Source organism: Microbacterium oxydans (genome assembly GCF_006540085.1).
GTDB lineage: Bacteria > Actinomycetota > Actinomycetes > Actinomycetales > Microbacteriaceae > Microbacterium > Microbacterium oxydans.
The window spans coordinates 26,979-43,931 of record NZ_BJOG01000008.1; the positions used below are offsets into that span (position 1 = coordinate 26,979).

The following is a 16,953-nucleotide window of genomic DNA, read 5'->3' on the forward strand; positions in this document are numbered from 1 at the left end:
TCCTTCGTGCGGGGCGTCGGGTGGGGGTCAGGAGGAAGAGCTGAGGACGAGGTCGCCGGTGGCGATTCCGCGGACCACGTCGATGAGCAGTCGGCGCTCGACGGGCTTGATGCGCTCGTGCAGGCTGTGCTCGGTGTCGCCGTCGAGGATGGGGACGCGCTCCTGGGCGAGGATCGGACCGGTGTCGACGCCGTCGTCGACGACGATCACGCTGGCCCCGGTCTCGGCGACGCCGGCCGCGAGCGCGTCGCGGACGCCGTGGGCGCCGGGGAACTCGGGCAGGAACGCCGGGTGCGTGTTGATGAGGCGCGGCGAGTACTGTGCGACGAGCGACGGCGGAAGCAGGCGCATGAGCCCGCTGAGCACGACGAGGTCCGGCTTCCAGACGGCGAGCTGGCCGGCGAGTTCCGCACCCCACGCCTCGCGACTCTCGTGCTCATGCCACGGCACCGTGAAACTGGGGACGCCGAACTCCTCGGCATGGGCGAGCCCCTCGGCTTCGCGATCGGCGCCGACCACGATCACCCTGGCGGGAAAATCGGGATGACGAGCGGCCTCGAGGAGGGCGCGAAGATTCGAGCCGGTGCCCGAGATGAGAACGGCGACCGTGAGCACGCGCCCAGTCTACCGGGGCGCCGAAGCTCGTTCCGCCTGCGTCGCACGCACACCGGGAGCCGTCAGTCGCGGTCGTCCCTCGGCGGCGTGAAACCGCGGACATCATCCAGCGGAGCCGTGTCATCGAAGGCCTGCGTGTGGGGCAAGGGGATGCCAGGCACCGGGACCACGGACGCTGCGCTCGGATCGAGCTCGGACATCTCGGCTATCCACCGATCGGTGCGCTCCTCCGCCAGTTCATCGCGATGTCGTGGGGACAGGAGCAGGATCGCGGCGCCGACGAGCACCTCGAGGCCCAGGGCGAGCATGAAGGGCAGCGCCGCTGGTCCGACGTCCGACAGCCGTCCCGGTCCCATCGACCCGCTCGCCAGCACGGCGGCGATCCCGGCGATACCGGCGGTGACGACCGCGATCCCCACCGCGATGACGGCACGCTGCGCCGTTCCCAGCGGAGTGCCCTCCCAGACGAGACGGGAGCGAACCGCCCACCCCGCGAACGCTCCGGCGGCGATCGGGACGAGCACCACGATCAGCATCCACATCGAGCTGTTCTCGGGCAGCAGTCCGAACACGGGGATGCCGGGCACGACTCCCAGCTGGGTGCCCGCAGGCGACACCGCGGTGCCGACGCCGACGGCGAACCCGGGGCCGGCGAGCCAGGACGCGACCCAGACGATGAGGGTCGGCAGGTACACCAGCTGCGCCAGGGTCATCACCGTCGCACCCAGCGCGTCGACGCGCGAGGCCTGGAACAGCGCGACGACTTCACCTCCCCGGAACAGCGTCACCACCGCGAGGGTCAGAGCAGAAGCGCCGACCACGCCCATCAGGGTGAAGGCCGCGCCTCGAACGACGGCGGCGGGGACCGGTGCCCAGTCGTCGCGGACGTCGATGCGATCGTGCAGACGGTCGAGGATGCCGCCGTCGCCCTCTTCCCAGGCGATCCGGACGGCGCCGCACAGCGCGCCGACGAAGTAGACCGCCGCGGGAAGGGCGATCGCGAGCAGGAGGGGCGTCTGCGCCGGATCCAGCCGCGCCGTCAGCGCGACACCGGCGGAGATCGCGGTGAACACCACGGTGCCGGACACCACGCCGAGCAGCCAGGTTCCCGCCGTGGCGGCTCTGGCTCCGGAGCGCGCGGCGAACAGCAGTGTGAAGAGCAGGATTGCCAGCGGGGTGATCGACACCGCGAACGAGGCGGCCTGGGCGGGGATCGCGAGGGCGACCAGAAGCTCGTCAGGAATCGTCACCGCCAGCGGCACCCCGTGTCCGAACTCCCAGAGCGTGCCGGTGAGCGGCCAGAGCGCACCCCAGTCGGCGCTGATCCCGAAGGCGAGAGTCCACAGCAGTGTCAACGGCGCGAGCAGCACGACGAGACCGACCGCCGCGGCGATGGCGGCGTCGAAGGCGGCGAGGAGCGCGACGAGGAGGCGTTGCATAGCGTTTCGAGACTACGACGAGTTCCCGACGAAGCCCCGGGGGCGCGCGTGGGGTCGGCGACACGATAGCGTTTCTCCGGAGGTTTCCCGATGACAACTGCCCCGCCCGCCCCGGCACCCACCGAGCCCAAGAACTCCCTGGACCGCTTCTTCGAGATCAGCAAGCGCGGATCCACGATCGGCACCGAGATCCGAGGAGGTCTGGTGACGTTCGTCACGATGGCCTACATCGTGATCCTCAACCCGATCATCCTCTCCGGCAAGCCCGACGTCGCCGGAGACATGCTCAGCTTCAACGCCGTCGGCGCCGCCACCGCGTTGACCGCCGGCGTCATGACGATCCTGTTCGGTCTCGTGACGCGCCTGCCCTTCGGTTTCGCCGCAGGACTCGGCATCAACGCCTTCGTCGCGTTCTCCGTGGTCGGGCAGGTGACCTGGCCCGAGGCGATGGCACTCGTGATGATCAACGGTGTCGTGATCGTGCTGCTCGCGGCCACCGGGCTGCGGAAGGCGATCTTCGACGCCGTGCCCTTCCAGCTGAAGATCGCCATCACGGTCGGCATCGGCCTGTTCATCGCCTTCATCGGCTTCGTCAACTCGGGCTTCGTCACCGCGACCGGCGCCTCGTCCCCTCCGGTCGGGCTCGGCGTCAACGGTTCGGTCGCGACCGTGCCGACCCTGCTGTTCGTGATCACCCTGCTCCTCACCGGCATCCTCGTCGCCCTCAAGGTCAAGGGCGGCATGCTCATCGGCCTCATCGGCGGCACCGTGCTCGCAGTCATCGTCGAGGCGATCTGGCACATCGGCGCCCGCGGCTTCGACGACGAGGGCAACGTGGTCAACCCCGGCGGCTGGGGCCTCACGGTCCCGGCACTGAACGGCTCCCCCATCGGCATCCCGGACCTCAGCCTGATCGGCGCCGTCGACTTCAGCTTCGACCTGAGCAAGGTCAGCCTGGTCGCGATCGTGATGATCGTCTTCACGCTGCTCTTCACGAACTTCTTCGACGCCATGGGAACCATGACCGGCCTGGCGAAGGAGGCGAACCTCGCCGACGACAACGGGGACTTCCCCCGCATCAAGTCGGCACTGGTCGTCGAGGGCGTCGGCGCGATCGCCGGTGGTGCGACCTCGTCGTCCTCCAGCACCGTCTTCATCGAGTCGGGTGCCGGCATCGGCGAGGGAGCCCGCACGGGACTCGCGAACGTCGTCACGGGTGTCGTGTTCCTGATCGCGATGTTCCTGACCCCGCTGACCTCCATCGTCCCGACCGAGATCGCGGCCGCGGCCCTGATCATCGTGGGTGCGATGATGATGGCGCAGATCCGCTACATCGACTTCAGCGACTTCCGCGTGCTGCTGCCGGTGTTCCTCACCGTCTCGGTCATGCCGCTCACCTACTCGATCGCGAACGGCATCGGAGCGGGCTTCGTCAGCTGGGTGCTCATCCACGCGTTCTCGGGCAAGGCGAAGACCATCAGCCCGCTGTTGTGGGTCGTCGGCGCCGGCTTCCTGATCTTCTTCGCGAGAGGCCCCATCGAGGCGCTGTTCGGCGTCGGGATCTGACGCGAGAACACGAGGGGCGGATGCTGCGGCATCCGCCCCTCTTTCTGTTCTGTACCGTCGCCCGGATGCATGACCGTCGCACGGATGCATTGCCCACACGGAGTCCTCGGTCATGCAGGTGTCGGCCGATCATGCAGGTGTCGGCCGATCATGCATCCGACAGGGTCTCAGGAATAGGCCTCGGCGAACTCCGCTGACGGCTCGATGGGCTCGATCACGTCGATCAGCACACCCCCGGGCGCCTCGACGATGAAGTGACGCTGCCCGAAGGTCTCGTCCCGAAGCGCGAGGCGCTCGACCAACCCGTGCTCACCCACGAGCCGACGGTGCGCTGCCGTCGCGTCGACGACCTCGACGTTGAGCAGCAGACCTCGGACGGGCTCACGGAAGCCGTCGGGGATCGTCTCGTGACCCCGGTCGAGGAGCGCGAGCTCTCCTCCTTCGACGCGCAGGCTCACGTACCAGTCCGCCTCGAACGTCGTCTCGAAGCCCAGTTCCTCACGATAGAACTGCGCGGCAGCGGCGACGTCATCGACCATCAGAACCGGGTAGAAGCTCGTGATCTCCATGAACTCTCCTTTACATACAGTGTGTTTGTAACATCGGTGGCTAGAATACATACAAGTCGCACGTAAAGGAAGTCCCATGCCGCGAGCATCCGCTGCCGACGCCGCCGAGACGGCGCGACGCATCCTCGAGACCGCCACCGCGCACTTCGCCGAACACGGCTACGCATCCTGTTCCGTCGATGACCTCGCACGCGCCGCCGGAGTGACCCGCGGGGCCGTGTACCACCACTACGCATCGAAGCCGGGACTGTTCGCCGCGGTCGCCACCCGCCAACAGCAGAGCGTCGCCGAGGCGATCGTGGCCGCGACGAGGGACAGCACCCCGGAGACCGCACTCCGCGAGGGGAGCCATGCCTACCTCGACGGCATCACGGGCAGGACGGCCGCGCGCGTACTCCTCATCGACGGACCCTCCGTGCTCGGCTGGGAGGAGTGGCGCCGCCTCGACGCGGAGGGGCCGGAGCGCGAACTGCGGACGGGACTGCGTGAAGCAGGAGCCCCGCCCGCGCTCCTCGACGCCCTGACCGCAGCTCTGTCCGGCGCCATGAACGAACTCGCCCTCTGGCTCGCCGTTCGCCCGGACGACGCGGAGGCACGACAACAGGCCCACCGCGCACTCGACGCGCTTCTGGACACGGCTGCCAGCCGAAGCTGAGCGGTGCTTGCGCGGCCACCGTCGACCGCGCGAGGGTGGAAGCTCGACGACCGGGAGGAGCTGCGTGCACATGCCACACGACCATCACGCCCCCTTCGAGCTGAGAAAAGACCTCGATCGGCGCCTCGCGCAGTACCGCGAACTGATCCTCGGGAGTCTGGAGGGCGTCTCCGAGGACGAAGCGCGCTCGTCACCAGTGGCCGGCACTCCGTCGCTCCTCGGAGTGGTCCGCCACACCGCCTACGTCGAAGGCGTCTGGTTCGACGAGCGGATCACCGGGCGTCCGCGTACCGAGATCGGCCTCCCTGCCGCCACCGCGAACTCCTGGAAGGTGCGTCGAACCGACTCTCTCTCCTCGGTCGCCGCAGAGTGCCGCCGCATCCAGGAGATCGCCGATCGCAACCTCGCGGAGCGCCCTCTCGAGGCAGCTGTCGGCACCGTCGCCCGGATGCATGAGCATCGCACGGATGCATGACCCACACGGGGTCCTCGGTCATGCAGGTGTCATCGGGTCATGCAGCCGGTCAAGCGGCCGGGCATGAAAGAAGGCCCCGGGGTGGAGCCCGGGGCCTTCAGATCAAGCGTAACTCAGATCAGAGCGACTCGATGATCGCGCGCATCAGATCCGCCGTCTCGGACGGCGTCTTGCCGACCTTGACGCCGGCGGCCTCAAGGGCCTCCTTCTTCGCCTGAGCGGTACCGGCGGAACCGGAGACGATCGCACCCGCGTGACCCATGGTCTTGCCCTCGGGAGCCGTGAAGCCCGCGACGTAGCCGACGACGGGCTTGGTGACGTTCGCCTTGATGTAGTCGGCCGCACGCTCCTCGGCGTCGCCGCCGATCTCGCCGATCATCACGATCGCCTTGGTCTCGGGGTCGGCCTCGAACGCGGCGAGCGCGTCGATGTGCGTGGTGCCGATGACCGGGTCGCCGCCGATGCCGATGGCGGTCGAGAAGCCCAGGTCGCGCAGCTCGAACATCATCTGGTAGGTCAGGGTGCCCGACTTCGACACGAGGCCGATCGGACCCTTGCCGGTGATGTTCGCGGGCGTGATGCCGACGAGCGCCTCACCGGGGGTGATGATGCCGGGGCAGTTCGGTCCGATGATGCGGGTCTTGTTGCCCTTGCTCTGCGCGTACGCCCACGCCTCGGCCGAGTCGCCGACGGGCACGCCCTCGGTGATCACGACGAGCAGCGGGATCTCGGCGTCGATGGCCTCGATCATCGCGTCCTTCGTGAAGGCGCCGGGGACGAAGGCGATCGACACGTCGGCGCCGGTCTCCTTCATGGCCTCGGCGACCGATCCGAAGACGGGAAGCTCGACGGCGTTGCCGTCCTTGTCCGTGTGCGAGACCGTGGTACCGGCCTTGCGGGCGTTGACGCCACCGACGACCTGGGTGCCGGCCTTGAGCATCAGCGCGGTGTGCTTGGTGCCCTCGCCGCCGGTGATGCCCTGGACGATGACCTTGGAGTCCTTGTTGAGGTAGATAGACATAGCTCTGGTTCCTTGTGTCTCAGGCGATCAGGCGTTGGCGAGCTCGGCGGCCTTGTCGGCGCCCTCGTCCATGGTTGCGGCCAGGGTGACAAGCGGGTGCGCGTACTCGGCGAGGATCGCGCGACCCTCGTCGACGCGGTTGCCGTCCAGACGCACGACGAGCGGCTTGGAGGCCGTGGCGCCCAGCGTCTCGAGCGCGCCCTTGATGCCGTTGGCGACGGCGTCGCACGCCGTGATGCCACCGAACACGTTGACGAAGACGCTCTTGACCTGCGGGTCGCCGAGGATGACGTCGAGGCCGGCGGCCATGACCTCAGCCGAAGCGCCGCCGCCGATGTCGAGGAAGTTGGCGGGCTTCACGCCGTTGTGGTTCTCGCCGGCGTAGGCGACCACGTCGAGCGTCGACATGACGAGTCCCGCGCCGTTGCCGATGATGCCGACCTCGCCGTCGAGCTTCACGTAGTTCAGGCCCGACTCCTTGGCCTTGGCCTCGAGCGGGTCGGCGGCGTCCTTGTCCTCGAGCGCCTCGTGCTCGGGGTGGCGGATCTCGGAGGCGTTGTCGTCGAGCGTGACCTTGCCGTCGAGCGCGATGATGTCGCCCTCTTCGGTACGCACGAGCGGGTTGACCTCGACCAGCGTCGCGTCCTCACCCTTGTACACGTCGAACAGCTTCACGAAGACGTCGGACACCTTGTCGACGAGGTCTTCAGGGAAGTTGGCCGCACGAGCGATCTCGACGGCCTTCTCCTTGTCGATGCCCGTCAGCGGGTTGACCTCGACGCGCGCGAGCGCCTCGGGGCGCTCGACCGCGAGCTCTTCGATCTCCATGCCGCCCTCGACCGAGCACAGGCTCAGGTAGGAGCGGTTGGCACGGTCGAGCAGCACGGAGAAGTAGAACTCCTCGGCGATGCGCGCACCCTGCGCGACCATGACGCGCTTGACGACGTGGCCCTTGATGTCGAGGCCGAGGATGGCCTTCGCTGCCTCGTACGCCTCGTCGGGCGTCTTGGCGACCTTGACGCCGCCCGCCTTTCCACGGCCGCCGGTCTTCACCTGAGCCTTGACGACGACCACTCCACCGATCTTCTCGGCGGCCGCCCTCACCTCTTCAGGGGTGTCCGCGACGATGCCGGCGAGGACCGGCACTCCGTACTTTTCGAAAACGTCTCGTGCCTGGTACTCGTACAGATCCACTGTGGTTCCTTCACTGGGCTGCTGTCTGGTAATTCTCTCGATGTCGAGACATCGACCAGTCCCCCAGCCTACTACCTCGGCCTGGGCGCTCCTGCGGCCGCGAGGCCGCCCTCCCTCAACGCAGCGGGGGAACGCCGACTCGTCGCACCGGCACGCCGGTCAAGCGGAGCTGACGCCTGATCGCGAACGGCGTGAACACGAGCGCGGCACCGACCGCGACGATCAGCGGACGCACGACGACCACGGGCAGACCGCCCACGAAGGCGACCAGGATCGCGACCACGAGGACGACGGCCAGCACGACCTCGACCATCAGGAGTTGGCGGCGCACCGAGGCCCCGTCGTCCGCCAGGGTGGTCTCCCGCCCCCGCACCCGGATGTGCTCGGTCCACCGCACCCCGTCCCACCACCGCCGGGTGCCACGTCGCCGCGTGTCGAACCAGCCGGCCGGGATCCCGTCGTCTCTCACGCTCCTCAGTATGACGGCGATGCCTGGGCGTCTCCGCGCGCTCCGGTCTAGGCTTTCGCCATGCACGAATCCGCAGAACTGCGCACCGGCGTCGTCGCCGCCGCGCTCGAACTCTTCAACGCCCAGGGGTTCGACCAGACCTCGGTGGAGCAGATCGCGAAGGCCGCCGGGGTCTCCCGCTCGACGTTCTTCCGTCAGTTCGGCGGCAAGGAGGACGTCGTCTTCGCGGATCACGAGGTGCTCCTGGAGCAGCTCAGGGAGTTCCTCGACGAGGGTCATGACGATCCATGGGGTGCCGTGTGCGCCGCCTCCGAATCCGTCTTCGCGCACTTCGCCCGCGACCCGGAACTCGCCAGGCGTCGTTACCAGATCGTGCGCCAGGTCCCCGTGCTGCGCGAGCGCGAGATCATCACGGTCTTCCGCTACGAACGACTGTTCGACGACTACCTGCGCAGCGCGCTTCCCGGCGTCGATCCGCTCGACGCGGTCGGCTTCGCCGCTCTGGTCACAGCGGTGCACAACCACGTGCTGCGCCAGCTGCTGCGCGGCCGCAAGAAGGTGCCGCTGTCCACGCTCCAGACGGCGCTGGTCGATGTGCGCCGGCGCTATGGTGTCGCGGCCGATGAGGCCGCGTCCGCTCCGGATGACATGGTGGTCGCCGTCTTCCCCCGCTCCATGCCCATCGCAGAGGTGAGCCGCAGGCTGCAGTCCCAGCTCGACTGACGCGTCCCGGTCGTGGAACCCAGTATCGAGGAGTACGATACTTGGTGCCACGAAGGAGCCCCATGAGCACTGCAGCCTCCCCCTTCCCCGGCGAGCGCGTCTCGTCGTACGACATCACCGGACGTCAGGACAGCGACTACTACGCGGTCTTCACCGACATCCCCTCCGCCGACCGGGAGGCGTGGGACCGCGCGAAGGCCTACGTCGACGAGGTCGCCCCGCAGATGGCGGATGCCTGGGACCGTGCCGAGTACCCGCTCGATGCCGCACGCCGGATGGGCGAGATGGACCTCGTCGTCGACGGGGTCCAGCACCCGTCGCTCACGAGCCTGTCGCCCCTCGCCGCAGGCCTCGTGAACATGGAGATCTCCCGCGGTGACGGCTCGCTGGGCACGATCCTCGCAGTGCAGGGCGGACTCGCGTTGCGCACCCTGGCCCTGTTCGGCTCCTCCACGCAGCAGGAGCGATGGCTGACGGCCCTCGCCGACGGTTCGGTGCTCGGTTCGTTCGCTCTGACCGAGCCTGATCACGGCTCCGACTCGGTATCGCTGGAGACGGTCGCCCGCCGCGACGGCGAGAGCTGGGTCATCCGCGGCACGAAGAAGTGGATCGGCAACGGCGCCTCCGGCGGTGTCACGTTCGTCTGGGCGCGTGTCGACGACGAGGGCGCCGACGAGCACGGTGCCGTCCGGTGCTTCCTCGTCGAGCAGGACACCCCCGGCTACACCGGCACCGTGATCCGCGGCAAGGCCTCGCTGCGCGCCATCCACCAGGCCCACATCGAGCTCGACGACGTGCGGGTGCCGCTCGATGCCGTACTGCCGGGGACGAAGAGCTTCAAGGACGCATCGACCGTGCTGTACGCCACCCGCTCCGGTGTCGCCTGGTCGGCACTGGGGCACGCGACCGCCTGCTACGAAGCGGCGCTGGCCTACGCGACCCAGCGCGTGCAGTTCGGAAAGCCCCTGGCGAAGTTCCAGATGGTCCAGGAGCGCCTCACCCACATGCTCGAAGACCTCACAGCCATGCAGCTGTACTGCCGGCGCATGGCCGACCTCGAGACGGCCGGCGAGCTGCGTCCGACTCAGGCGTCGCTGGCGAAGTTCCACAACACGCGTGCCGCGCGCCGGATCGCCTCGACCGCCCGTGACCTGCTCGGCGGCAACGGCATCCTGCTCGAGAACGGCGTGATGCAGCACCTGGCCGATATCGAGGCGATCCACACCTACGAGGGCACCGAGAGCGTGCAGGCCCTGCTGCTCGGACGCGACATCACGGGGATGAGCGCCTTCGCCTGAGCCTCCGTCCGCGAGGACCGGTTCACCTGCGCCGCGCGCGCACGTGGCGCTCGCGACTCGCTGCCGCCCCGGCCACGGCCTGGACGCCGAGCAGCAGGACCAGCGCCACGACGGGGACGCCCCACCCTCCGACGGCAGCGTGCAGCACGCCAAGACCGATCGGGCCGAGCCCTGCCAGCAGGTAGCCGATCCCCTGGGCCATGGTCGACAGGTGCGCGGTGTGCTGTGCGTCGGGGGCACGCAGCACGATGTAGGTCAGCGACAGCGCGATGGCCGCACCCTGACCGAGTCCGAGGAGGGTCATCCACACCCAGGGCGCGGCTCCGCCCGGCGCGACCAGAAGGCCGATCAGACCTGCCGCGCACAGGAGTGCGGAGAGCAGGACGGGAAGCCAGCTCGGCCGCAGGTGTCGCAGCATCGTCGGCACGAGCAGCGCGGCGGCGATCCCCGGGAGACTCGAGTAAGACAGCAGCAGTCCCGCCTCGGACACCGGCACGCCGGCGTCCTGCAGCATGGTCGGGATCCAGGTCAGCGCTGCGTAGTAGCTCAGACTCTGCAACCCCATGAATCCGGTGACCGCCCAGGCGACGGGATCACGCAGCAGAACCGACATCCGCGGCTCGTCTCGAGGCTCGGCGATCGCATCCGCGGGAGCGCCTGTCGCGGGCGAGCGGACCGGCGCTCCCGGGACCCCGCGCAACGCCCACGGCAGCCACACCACCAGCGCGAGCACGGCGGGAATCGCCCAGACCGCGAGGGCACCACGCCAGGAACCGTCGAGAGCGGTCATGAAGGGCACCGTGAGGGCCGCAGCCTCCGCAGCACCGAGGAAGAGCGCGGTCGAGTACAGCCCCATCATGAGCCCGACGCGGTGGGCGAAGTCCTGCTTGATGACAGCGGGCATGCACACGTTCGCCACTGCGATGCCCGCGCCGACCAGCACAGTGCCGCCGAACAACGCCACGGGTGAGGGAAGCAGGCGGACGCTGATGCCGATCGCCACGACGACCATGGTCAGGGCGAGCAGCCGATGCAGGCCCACCCAGCGCGTCAGCGCCGGCGTCAGGAAGGCGAAGGCGCCGAACGCGAACACCGGGATCGTGGTCAGCAGTCCTGCCGCAGCTGCCGGGAGCCCGAGGCTCCGCTCCATCGCGGGGAGCACGGGCCCGACCGAGGCGACGCCCATGCGGAGGTTCAGCGCGATCAGGAGCAGGCCGACGCCGACATAGATCCCGGTGAGGATTCCACCACGACGAACGGACGGCGTCAGTGGGGTCGGGGCGGTGTCGAACGGTTCCTGCATGGTGGTCATGCTTCGAGTCCAGCATCCGCGCCGTGCGTCAGGAAACACGTACACTGCAATCTGATGTCGAATACCCGCCAATCATCCCGAATGGTCGACCTGCACCTGGTCGACTTCGACGCGCTGACCGCTCTCCCCCTGGAGGGCGCCTACCGGTTCGCGCACGCCGAGACATCTCCGCGTCATGCTCATCCGCTCGGACATCTGGTGCATGCCGCCTCCGGTGTGCTCTCCCTGCTCACCGACGACGGAGCCTGGATCGCGCCCTCCACGCGCATGGCCTGGGTGCCCGCCGGCGCCGAGCATCGCCATCGTGCGCACGGTCGCACCGACATGCGCATCGTGCACCTTGACGACGAACTCGCAGCACTCCTGCCCTCCGCTCCTGCCGTTCTCGTCGCCACGCCTCTTGCGCGGGAGGCGCTGCTCGCGATGACGTCCGACCGCCCCCGCAGCTCCATCGCACTGGACCATCTGCGTCATGTCGTCGTCGACGAGGCGGTGACGGCGCCGGAGCAGCCGCTGCATCTGCCGGAGCCCCGCGATCCGCGACTGCGCAGGGCGGCGCGCATCGTCGAGCACGACCTCGCCCGCCCCGTGCCGCTGGGTGAGCTCGGCATGCGCACCGGTACGGCCGAACGGACGCTGAGCCGCCTGTTCCAGCAGGAGACCGGGATGGGCTATCGGCAATGGCGTCTCCAGCTGCGGGTGCACCGCGCACTGGTCCTGCTCGCGGACGGAGCTTCGGTCACCGGGACGGCTGCCGCGTGCGGCTGGGCGACGACGAGCCAGTTCATCGAGCAGTTCACGCCGCTCGTCGGGATGACCCCCGGCCGATACCGACAGTCTCAGCCCGCGGTGTGAGACAGCTCCATGCACACGAGGCGCGCACGCTCGTCCCAGGACGGGACGCGTTCGAAGCCTCGCGATTCATAGAGGCGCACCGGCCCGGCCCGCCAGTCCCAGACCGACAGGCGCACCCGCGCGGCGCCGACGTCGCGCGCGTCGTGGAGCGCGGCGTCGAGCAGTGCGGACCCGACGCCTCGGCCACGCACCTCCGGCACCGCCCACAAGCGCTTGATCTCGGCCACGTCGTCGCTCACGGAGAGCACGACGACCCCGACGACGCGATCGCCGAGCTGGGCCACACGCACGCGGTGACCCGCGTAGGCCGCTGAGGGGTCATCGATCTCGCGGCGGTAGCGCTCGGGAAGTGCTCCGGAGGGATCGGGCGCGCTGCCGCCTTCCTGCTGCCTCTTCTCACGCTCGGTCTGCAGCAGATATGCCCGCACCGCAGCGCCGACCTCGTGCGCATCGGCTCCGGACAGGTCGGCGAGCCGGATCACCGGTCGATCCGCCTCGGGTCCGAGCGCGACGCTCACGCTCAGTCGCAGCCGCAGCCGCCGGACGGCGTCTTCACCATGAAGCACACGTCGCAGACGCCGTAGTCGCGCTCCTCGACGGGCTTCGGCGCCTTCTCCGCGCGGGGGGCGGAGACGCGAGGAGTCGTCGCACGCTTCGCCGCACGCTGCGGAGTCAGCGGGATGAACTCGCTCGGGTGACTGACGTAGAAGTACGGCGGGCGCCCCTCGCTGGGCTGCAGTCGCAACGGTGCGGAACCGACGATGAGTCGCTCGTCTTCCGCGAAGCCGTTCGTGTAGGTGCGGCCGATGTGGAGGGACGCTCCCTCGCCACGACGGATCGCCTCGATGTATCGACCGCGGTCGATGAACGAACTGATCCCGATGGCCTCGACGATCGCCGTGATGAACGCGTGGTTCGACGGGTCGATGCGGTGCGCGCGCAGCGCCTCCGGGAGCGAACGGTATGGACGGGAGGTGCCTGCGGGGGTCGGGCCCTGTACTTCTTTCATCCCTTCCAGGATCCCACGCCGCGAGGGGTGCGGCCGACCGTTTTCTCCTCGTATACGTGCCAAACTGACGTCATGGCTCAGGCGACGATCATCGGATCCGGCCCGAACGGCCTCGCGGCGGCGGTGTCGCTCGCTCGTGCCGGCTACACGGTGCGCGTCCTCGAAGGCGCGGACACGATCGGCGGCGGGGCCCGTACCCGCGAATCCACGCTCCCCGGCTTCCAGCACGACGTATGCTCCGCCGTGCACCCCGCTGCCCTCTCCTCTCCGTTCTTCCAGGCGTTCGGTCTCGATCGGCGGATCGAGTGGATCCGGCCGGAGGCGTCCTACGCGCATCCCCTCGACGACGGACGTGCGGCGGTGGCATGGCGCGATATCGATCGCACCGCGGCACAGCTCGGCGTCGACGGCGGAGCCTGGCTGTCCCGACTGCGGCCTCTGAGCCGGCACATCGAGGGGGTCGTCGACTTCACGGGCAATCAGCTGCTCCGGATCCCGCGCGATCCGGTGACCGCCGTGCGCTACGCCCTGCGGATGCTGGATCAGGGCACGCCCCTGGCCGCCGCGGCGTTCCGCACGGAGGAGGCCGCCGCACTGATGTCGGGGGTGGTGGCGCACGCGAACTCCCCGCAGCCGTCGCTGGCGGGCGCTGCCGCAGGGCTGCTGCTCGCCGCACTCGGTCACGCGGGAGGCTGGCCCTATCCGCGCGGTGGTGCGCAGCGCATCGCCGACGCCATGGTCGCCGACCTCGAACACCACGGCGGCACCATCGAGGTGAGCACCCCCGTCTCCGATCTCGCGACGCTGGACTGGGGCGACCCGCAGCGCGGCGACCTGCTGCTGCTCAACACCTCGCCGCGACTCGCACTCACGCACCCCGACGTCCCCGCAGGCTACGCCCGCTCCGTCCGTTCCTATCGCTACGGCCCGGGTGCCGCGAAGGTCGACTTCGCCCTCGACGGCCCGGTTCCGTGGACGAACTTCGACGTCGCCGGCGCACCCACCGTGCACCTGGGGGGCACCCGCGCGGAGGTCTGGGCGAGTGAGAACGCCGTCGCCGCAGGCCACGTGAGCGATCGCCCCTACGTGCTCGCCGTGCAGCCCTCTGTCCTCGACGACTCCCGTGCTCCCGCCGGGAAGGCCGTGTTCTGGGCCTACATCCACGTCCCTCCGGGCTCCGACCTCGACCCCACAGAGCTCATCACCGCGCAGGTGGAGCGCTACGCCCCGGGTTTCCGCGACCTGATCCTGGCGCACCACGCGGTGCCGGCGTCGTCGCGGGAGGCGATCAACCCGACCGAGATCGGCGGCGACATCTCCGGCGGAGTGTTCGACATCCGTCAGGCGCTGCGTCGCCCGGCGCTCTCCCCCGCCCCGTGGCGCACCCCGATGCACGGCGTGTATCTGGCCTCCGCCTCGACGCCCCCCGGTCCGTCCGTGAACGGGATGGCCGGTTGGCACGCCGCTCGCACCGCGCTGCGGGATGCGGGAGAACTCGCGGCGCTCTCCGACCTGTTCGGCTGACCGCCCCTCTTCCCTCGCCGATCGCGCGCAGCCAGGATGGGAGCATGCGCTACGACATCCCCGCGCCGATGCTCGCCAAAGCGGTGCCCGCGGTGCCCGACCCCGCGAAGACCCCGGGTGGGCTGCTGTACGAACCGAAGTGGGACGGCTTCCGCGGACTCATCGCGTGGGACGGCGAGACGGTGGAGATCGGCTCGCGGGGCGCCAAACCGCTGACCCGCTACTTCCCCGAACTGGTCGATGCGATCCCCCAGCTGCTGCCTGAACCGTGTCTGCTCGACGGGGAGATCGTCGTCGCCACCGGTCCGCACGGATCGCAGCGACTGGACTGGGAGGCGCTGAGCCAGCGCATCCATCCCGCTGCCTCGCGCGTGGCGAAGCTCGCCGTCGAGACACCGGCGATGTTCATCGCCTTCGATCTGCTCGCCGCCGGCGAGGACGATCTGCTCACCCAGTCGTTCGAGACCAGAAGAGCGCGCCTCGAGACGCTCCTGGAGACCGTCGAGCACCCGCTGCACCTCACCCGCGGGACCCGCGATCGCGAAGCCGCGGTGCGCTGGCTGGCCGAGTTCGAGGGAGCCGGACTCGACGGCGTCGTGGCGAAACCGCTCGATCAGCCCTACGCACCCGGCAAGCGCACGCTCTTCAAGATCAAGCACGCCCGCACAGCCGACGTGGTCGCGCTCGGCTACCGCGTCCACAAGTCCGGCTCGGGCGTCGGCTCCCTCCTGGTCGGGCTGTACGACGAGGACGGGACTCTTCGCCAGGTCGGCGGTGTGGCGGCCTGGAGCGATGCCCGTCGGCAAGAACTCGTCGAGGAGCTCGCCCCGCTGGTCGAGCGTGATGAGGCGGGCGAAGCCGTGACCGCGGAGGGCGAGCGATCGCGGTTCAGCGGATCGAAGGATGTCTCGTTCGTGCGGTTGCGTCCTGAGCGCGTGCTCGAGGTGCGATACGACCAGCTCGAAGGCGCTCGCTTCCGTCACACCGTGCAGTTCGAGCGCTGGCGGCCCGATCGCGATGCCCGCTCGTGCACCTACGAGCAGCTGGAGACCGTCGCGGGCTACGACCTCGCAGACGTCCTGAGCTGAAAAGCGCTAGCTGAAACCGTCGTGCGCTGAGATCCCCGACTCGACGGCGGGGGTCAGCCCTTCTCGGCCGGGGTGCCGTCGTCGTCCCAGTTCGCCGCGACCTTCTTGCTCGGCTGCACCCGCGGGGGCTCGCCGGGCATCTTCGGGAACTCCGGCGGGAAGGGCAGCTCGCCCAGCCCGTTCTCCTTGTCGCGCTCCCACCACTCCAGCAGCGTGTCGATGCGTCCTGGGCTGTCCTGCAGCGATGCCCACGGATCGCCGATGTCATCGAGGCGCTTCGGAATGCTCCGGACGGTGAACGCCGTCGGGTCGAGGCCGTCGAGTTCCTCCCACGCCACCGGTGTCGAGACGGTCGCTCCCGGCAGGGCACGCGGGCTGTAGGCGCCCGCCATCGTGCGGTCGCGGTTGGCCTGGTTGAAGTCGACGAAGATGCGCTCGCCCCGCTCCTCCTTCCACCAGTTCGTCGTGACCTGCTCGGGCATCCGCCGCTCGAGCTCGCGTCCGGCGGCGATCACCGCGTGACGCACATCCAGGAACTCGTGAGTCGGTTCGATCGGCGCGAACACGTGCAGCCCGCGGTTGCCGCTCGTCTTGGCGAAGGCCTCGAGTCCGGCCTCGCGGAGCACCTCGCGCAGCGTGTGGGCGGCTGTCACGGCGTCTGCGAAGTCGGTGCCCGGCTGCGGGTCGAGGTCGATGCGCAGTTCGACGGGATCGTCGGGGTCGGTGGCGAGCGATGCCCACGGGTGGAACACGATCGTGTTCATCTGGACCGCCCAGACGATCGCGCTGGCGCGGTTCAGGACGATCTGCGGGTGTCGACGCCCGCTGTTGTAGGTGACCGTCACGGCATCGACGAAATCCGGCGTCCCCTTGGGCGGGTTCTTCGAGAAGAAGCCCTCCGCTCTGGCCCCTCCGGAGGGGCCGATACCGTCACGGAACCGTTCCAGCGACACCGGGCGGTTGCCGTTGGCGGCCAGGAAAGGGCCGGCGACCAGCTGCACGTACTCGGCCAGTTCCGCCTTGGTGATGCCGAGGTCGGGCCACACCACGCGATTCGGGCTGGAGAGCGCGACCTCGCGCTCTCCGTCGAGGTCGGCGACGGTCAGGGTCACGCGTTCTGAGGCCATGTTCCGACCCTAGG

Annotated in this window: 18 protein-coding genes; 8 read left to right on the top strand and 10 right to left on the bottom strand. The window is 69.3% G+C overall.

Annotated features, from left to right (window positions below; genetic code table 11):
- Positions 1-27: 27 nt before the first annotated feature.
- Both purN and MOX01_RS14430 read right to left on the bottom strand, forming a co-directional pair.
- On the bottom strand, positions 28-615 hold the full coding sequence (purN, locus tag MOX01_RS14425; RefSeq protein WP_058632670.1) for a phosphoribosylglycinamide formyltransferase: 588 nt from the start codon (positions 613-615) through the stop codon (positions 28-30).
- Between the two features lie 62 nt (positions 616-677).
- Positions 678-2,054, bottom strand: coding sequence for a cell division protein PerM (locus MOX01_RS14430; protein WP_141370300.1), 1,377 nt, complete (start codon positions 2,052-2,054; stop codon positions 678-680).
- A 90-nt stretch (positions 2,055-2,144) separates the two neighbouring features.
- Between MOX01_RS14430 and MOX01_RS14435 the strand changes: the two genes are divergently transcribed.
- Positions 2,145-3,620 carry an NCS2 family permease gene (locus tag MOX01_RS14435; protein ID WP_061018553.1) on the top strand — a complete coding sequence of 492 codons (1,476 nt, stop codon included), beginning with the start codon at positions 2,145-2,147 and terminating at the stop codon, positions 3,618-3,620.
- Positions 3,621-3,787: 167 nt separating this feature from the next.
- Here the strand turns inward: MOX01_RS14435 and MOX01_RS14440 are convergent, their stop codons facing one another.
- Positions 3,788-4,189 carry a VOC family protein gene (locus MOX01_RS14440; RefSeq protein ID WP_058632668.1) on the bottom strand — a complete coding sequence of 134 codons (402 nt, stop codon included), beginning with the start codon at positions 4,187-4,189 and terminating at the stop codon, positions 3,788-3,790.
- A 76-nt stretch (positions 4,190-4,265) separates the two neighbouring features.
- Here MOX01_RS14440 and MOX01_RS14445 point away from each other — a divergent pair, with 76 nt between their 5' ends.
- Positions 4,266-4,844 carry a TetR/AcrR family transcriptional regulator gene (locus MOX01_RS14445; protein ID WP_046748817.1) on the top strand — a complete coding sequence of 193 codons (579 nt, stop codon included), beginning with the start codon at positions 4,266-4,268 and terminating at the stop codon, positions 4,842-4,844.
- Positions 4,845-4,914: 70 nt separating this feature from the next.
- The gene (locus MOX01_RS14450; RefSeq protein WP_141370302.1) at positions 4,915-5,319 is read left to right on the top strand and encodes a mycothiol transferase; all 405 of its coding nucleotides are present in this window, start codon (positions 4,915-4,917) and stop codon (positions 5,317-5,319) included.
- 118 nt (positions 5,320-5,437) lie between these two features.
- Here the strand turns inward: MOX01_RS14450 and sucD are convergent, their stop codons facing one another.
- From sucD to MOX01_RS14465, 3 genes are all read right to left on the bottom strand, one after another.
- Positions 5,438-6,340 carry a succinate--CoA ligase subunit alpha gene (gene sucD / locus MOX01_RS14455; protein ID WP_046748816.1) on the bottom strand — a complete coding sequence of 301 codons (903 nt, stop codon included), beginning with the start codon at positions 6,338-6,340 and terminating at the stop codon, positions 5,438-5,440.
- 27 nt (positions 6,341-6,367) lie between these two features.
- Positions 6,368-7,534 (bottom strand): ADP-forming succinate--CoA ligase subunit beta, encoded by a 1,167-nt coding sequence (sucC, locus tag MOX01_RS14460; protein WP_045263776.1) that lies wholly within the window; start codon positions 7,532-7,534, stop codon positions 6,368-6,370.
- 115 nt (positions 7,535-7,649) lie between these two features.
- The gene (locus tag MOX01_RS14465) at positions 7,650-8,003 is read right to left on the bottom strand and encodes a DUF2510 domain-containing protein (RefSeq protein ID WP_141370304.1); all 354 of its coding nucleotides are present in this window, start codon (positions 8,001-8,003) and stop codon (positions 7,650-7,652) included.
- 60 nt (positions 8,004-8,063) lie between these two features.
- Here MOX01_RS14465 and MOX01_RS14470 point away from each other — a divergent pair, with 60 nt between their 5' ends.
- Both MOX01_RS14470 and MOX01_RS14475 read left to right on the top strand, forming a co-directional pair.
- Entirely contained in the window at positions 8,064-8,726 is a 663-nt protein-coding gene (locus MOX01_RS14470) for a TetR/AcrR family transcriptional regulator (protein ID WP_046748814.1), read from the top strand.
- A 62-nt stretch (positions 8,727-8,788) separates the two neighbouring features.
- Positions 8,789-10,024 (top strand): acyl-CoA dehydrogenase family protein, encoded by a 1,236-nt coding sequence (locus tag MOX01_RS14475; RefSeq protein ID WP_141370306.1) that lies wholly within the window; start codon positions 8,789-8,791, stop codon positions 10,022-10,024.
- A gap of 22 nt (positions 10,025-10,046) precedes the next feature.
- Here the strand turns inward: MOX01_RS14475 and MOX01_RS14480 are convergent, their stop codons facing one another.
- A complete protein-coding gene (locus MOX01_RS14480; protein ID WP_141370309.1) occupies positions 10,047-11,336 on the bottom strand; it encodes a CynX/NimT family MFS transporter in 1,290 nt (429 codons plus the stop codon).
- A gap of 54 nt (positions 11,337-11,390) precedes the next feature.
- Here MOX01_RS14480 and MOX01_RS14485 point away from each other — a divergent pair, with 54 nt between their 5' ends.
- Positions 11,391-12,191 (top strand): AraC family transcriptional regulator, encoded by an 801-nt coding sequence (locus MOX01_RS14485; protein WP_141370311.1) that lies wholly within the window; start codon positions 11,391-11,393, stop codon positions 12,189-12,191.
- On the opposite strand, the gene MOX01_RS14490 is transcribed toward MOX01_RS14485, so the two are convergent.
- Together MOX01_RS14490 and MOX01_RS14495 are read right to left on the bottom strand one after the other, a co-directional pair.
- Complete coding sequence (locus tag MOX01_RS14490; protein ID WP_211368772.1) at positions 12,176-12,709, bottom strand: GNAT family N-acetyltransferase; 534 nt, start codon at positions 12,707-12,709, stop codon at positions 12,176-12,178. The two genes, MOX01_RS14485 and MOX01_RS14490, sit on opposite strands and share 16 nt — an antisense overlap.
- Positions 12,710-12,711: 2 nt before the next feature.
- Positions 12,712-13,200 (bottom strand): hypothetical protein, encoded by a 489-nt coding sequence (locus MOX01_RS14495; protein ID WP_058632665.1) that lies wholly within the window; start codon positions 13,198-13,200, stop codon positions 12,712-12,714.
- 72 nt (positions 13,201-13,272) lie between these two features.
- Between MOX01_RS14495 and MOX01_RS14500 the strand changes: the two genes are divergently transcribed.
- Together MOX01_RS14500 and MOX01_RS14505 are read left to right on the top strand one after the other, a co-directional pair.
- Positions 13,273-14,724, top strand: a complete 1,452-nt coding sequence (locus tag MOX01_RS14500) for a phytoene desaturase family protein (RefSeq protein WP_141370313.1) — start codon at positions 13,273-13,275, stop codon at positions 14,722-14,724.
- Positions 14,725-14,768: 44 nt separating this feature from the next.
- Positions 14,769-15,812 (top strand): ATP-dependent DNA ligase, encoded by a 1,044-nt coding sequence (locus tag MOX01_RS14505; RefSeq protein WP_141370315.1) that lies wholly within the window; start codon positions 14,769-14,771, stop codon positions 15,810-15,812.
- A 53-nt stretch (positions 15,813-15,865) separates the two neighbouring features.
- Here the strand turns inward: MOX01_RS14505 and ligD are convergent, their stop codons facing one another.
- Positions 15,866-16,939, bottom strand: coding sequence for a non-homologous end-joining DNA ligase (ligD, locus tag MOX01_RS14510; protein WP_046748808.1), 1,074 nt, complete (start codon positions 16,937-16,939; stop codon positions 15,866-15,868).
- Positions 16,940-16,953 lie beyond the last annotated feature (14 nt).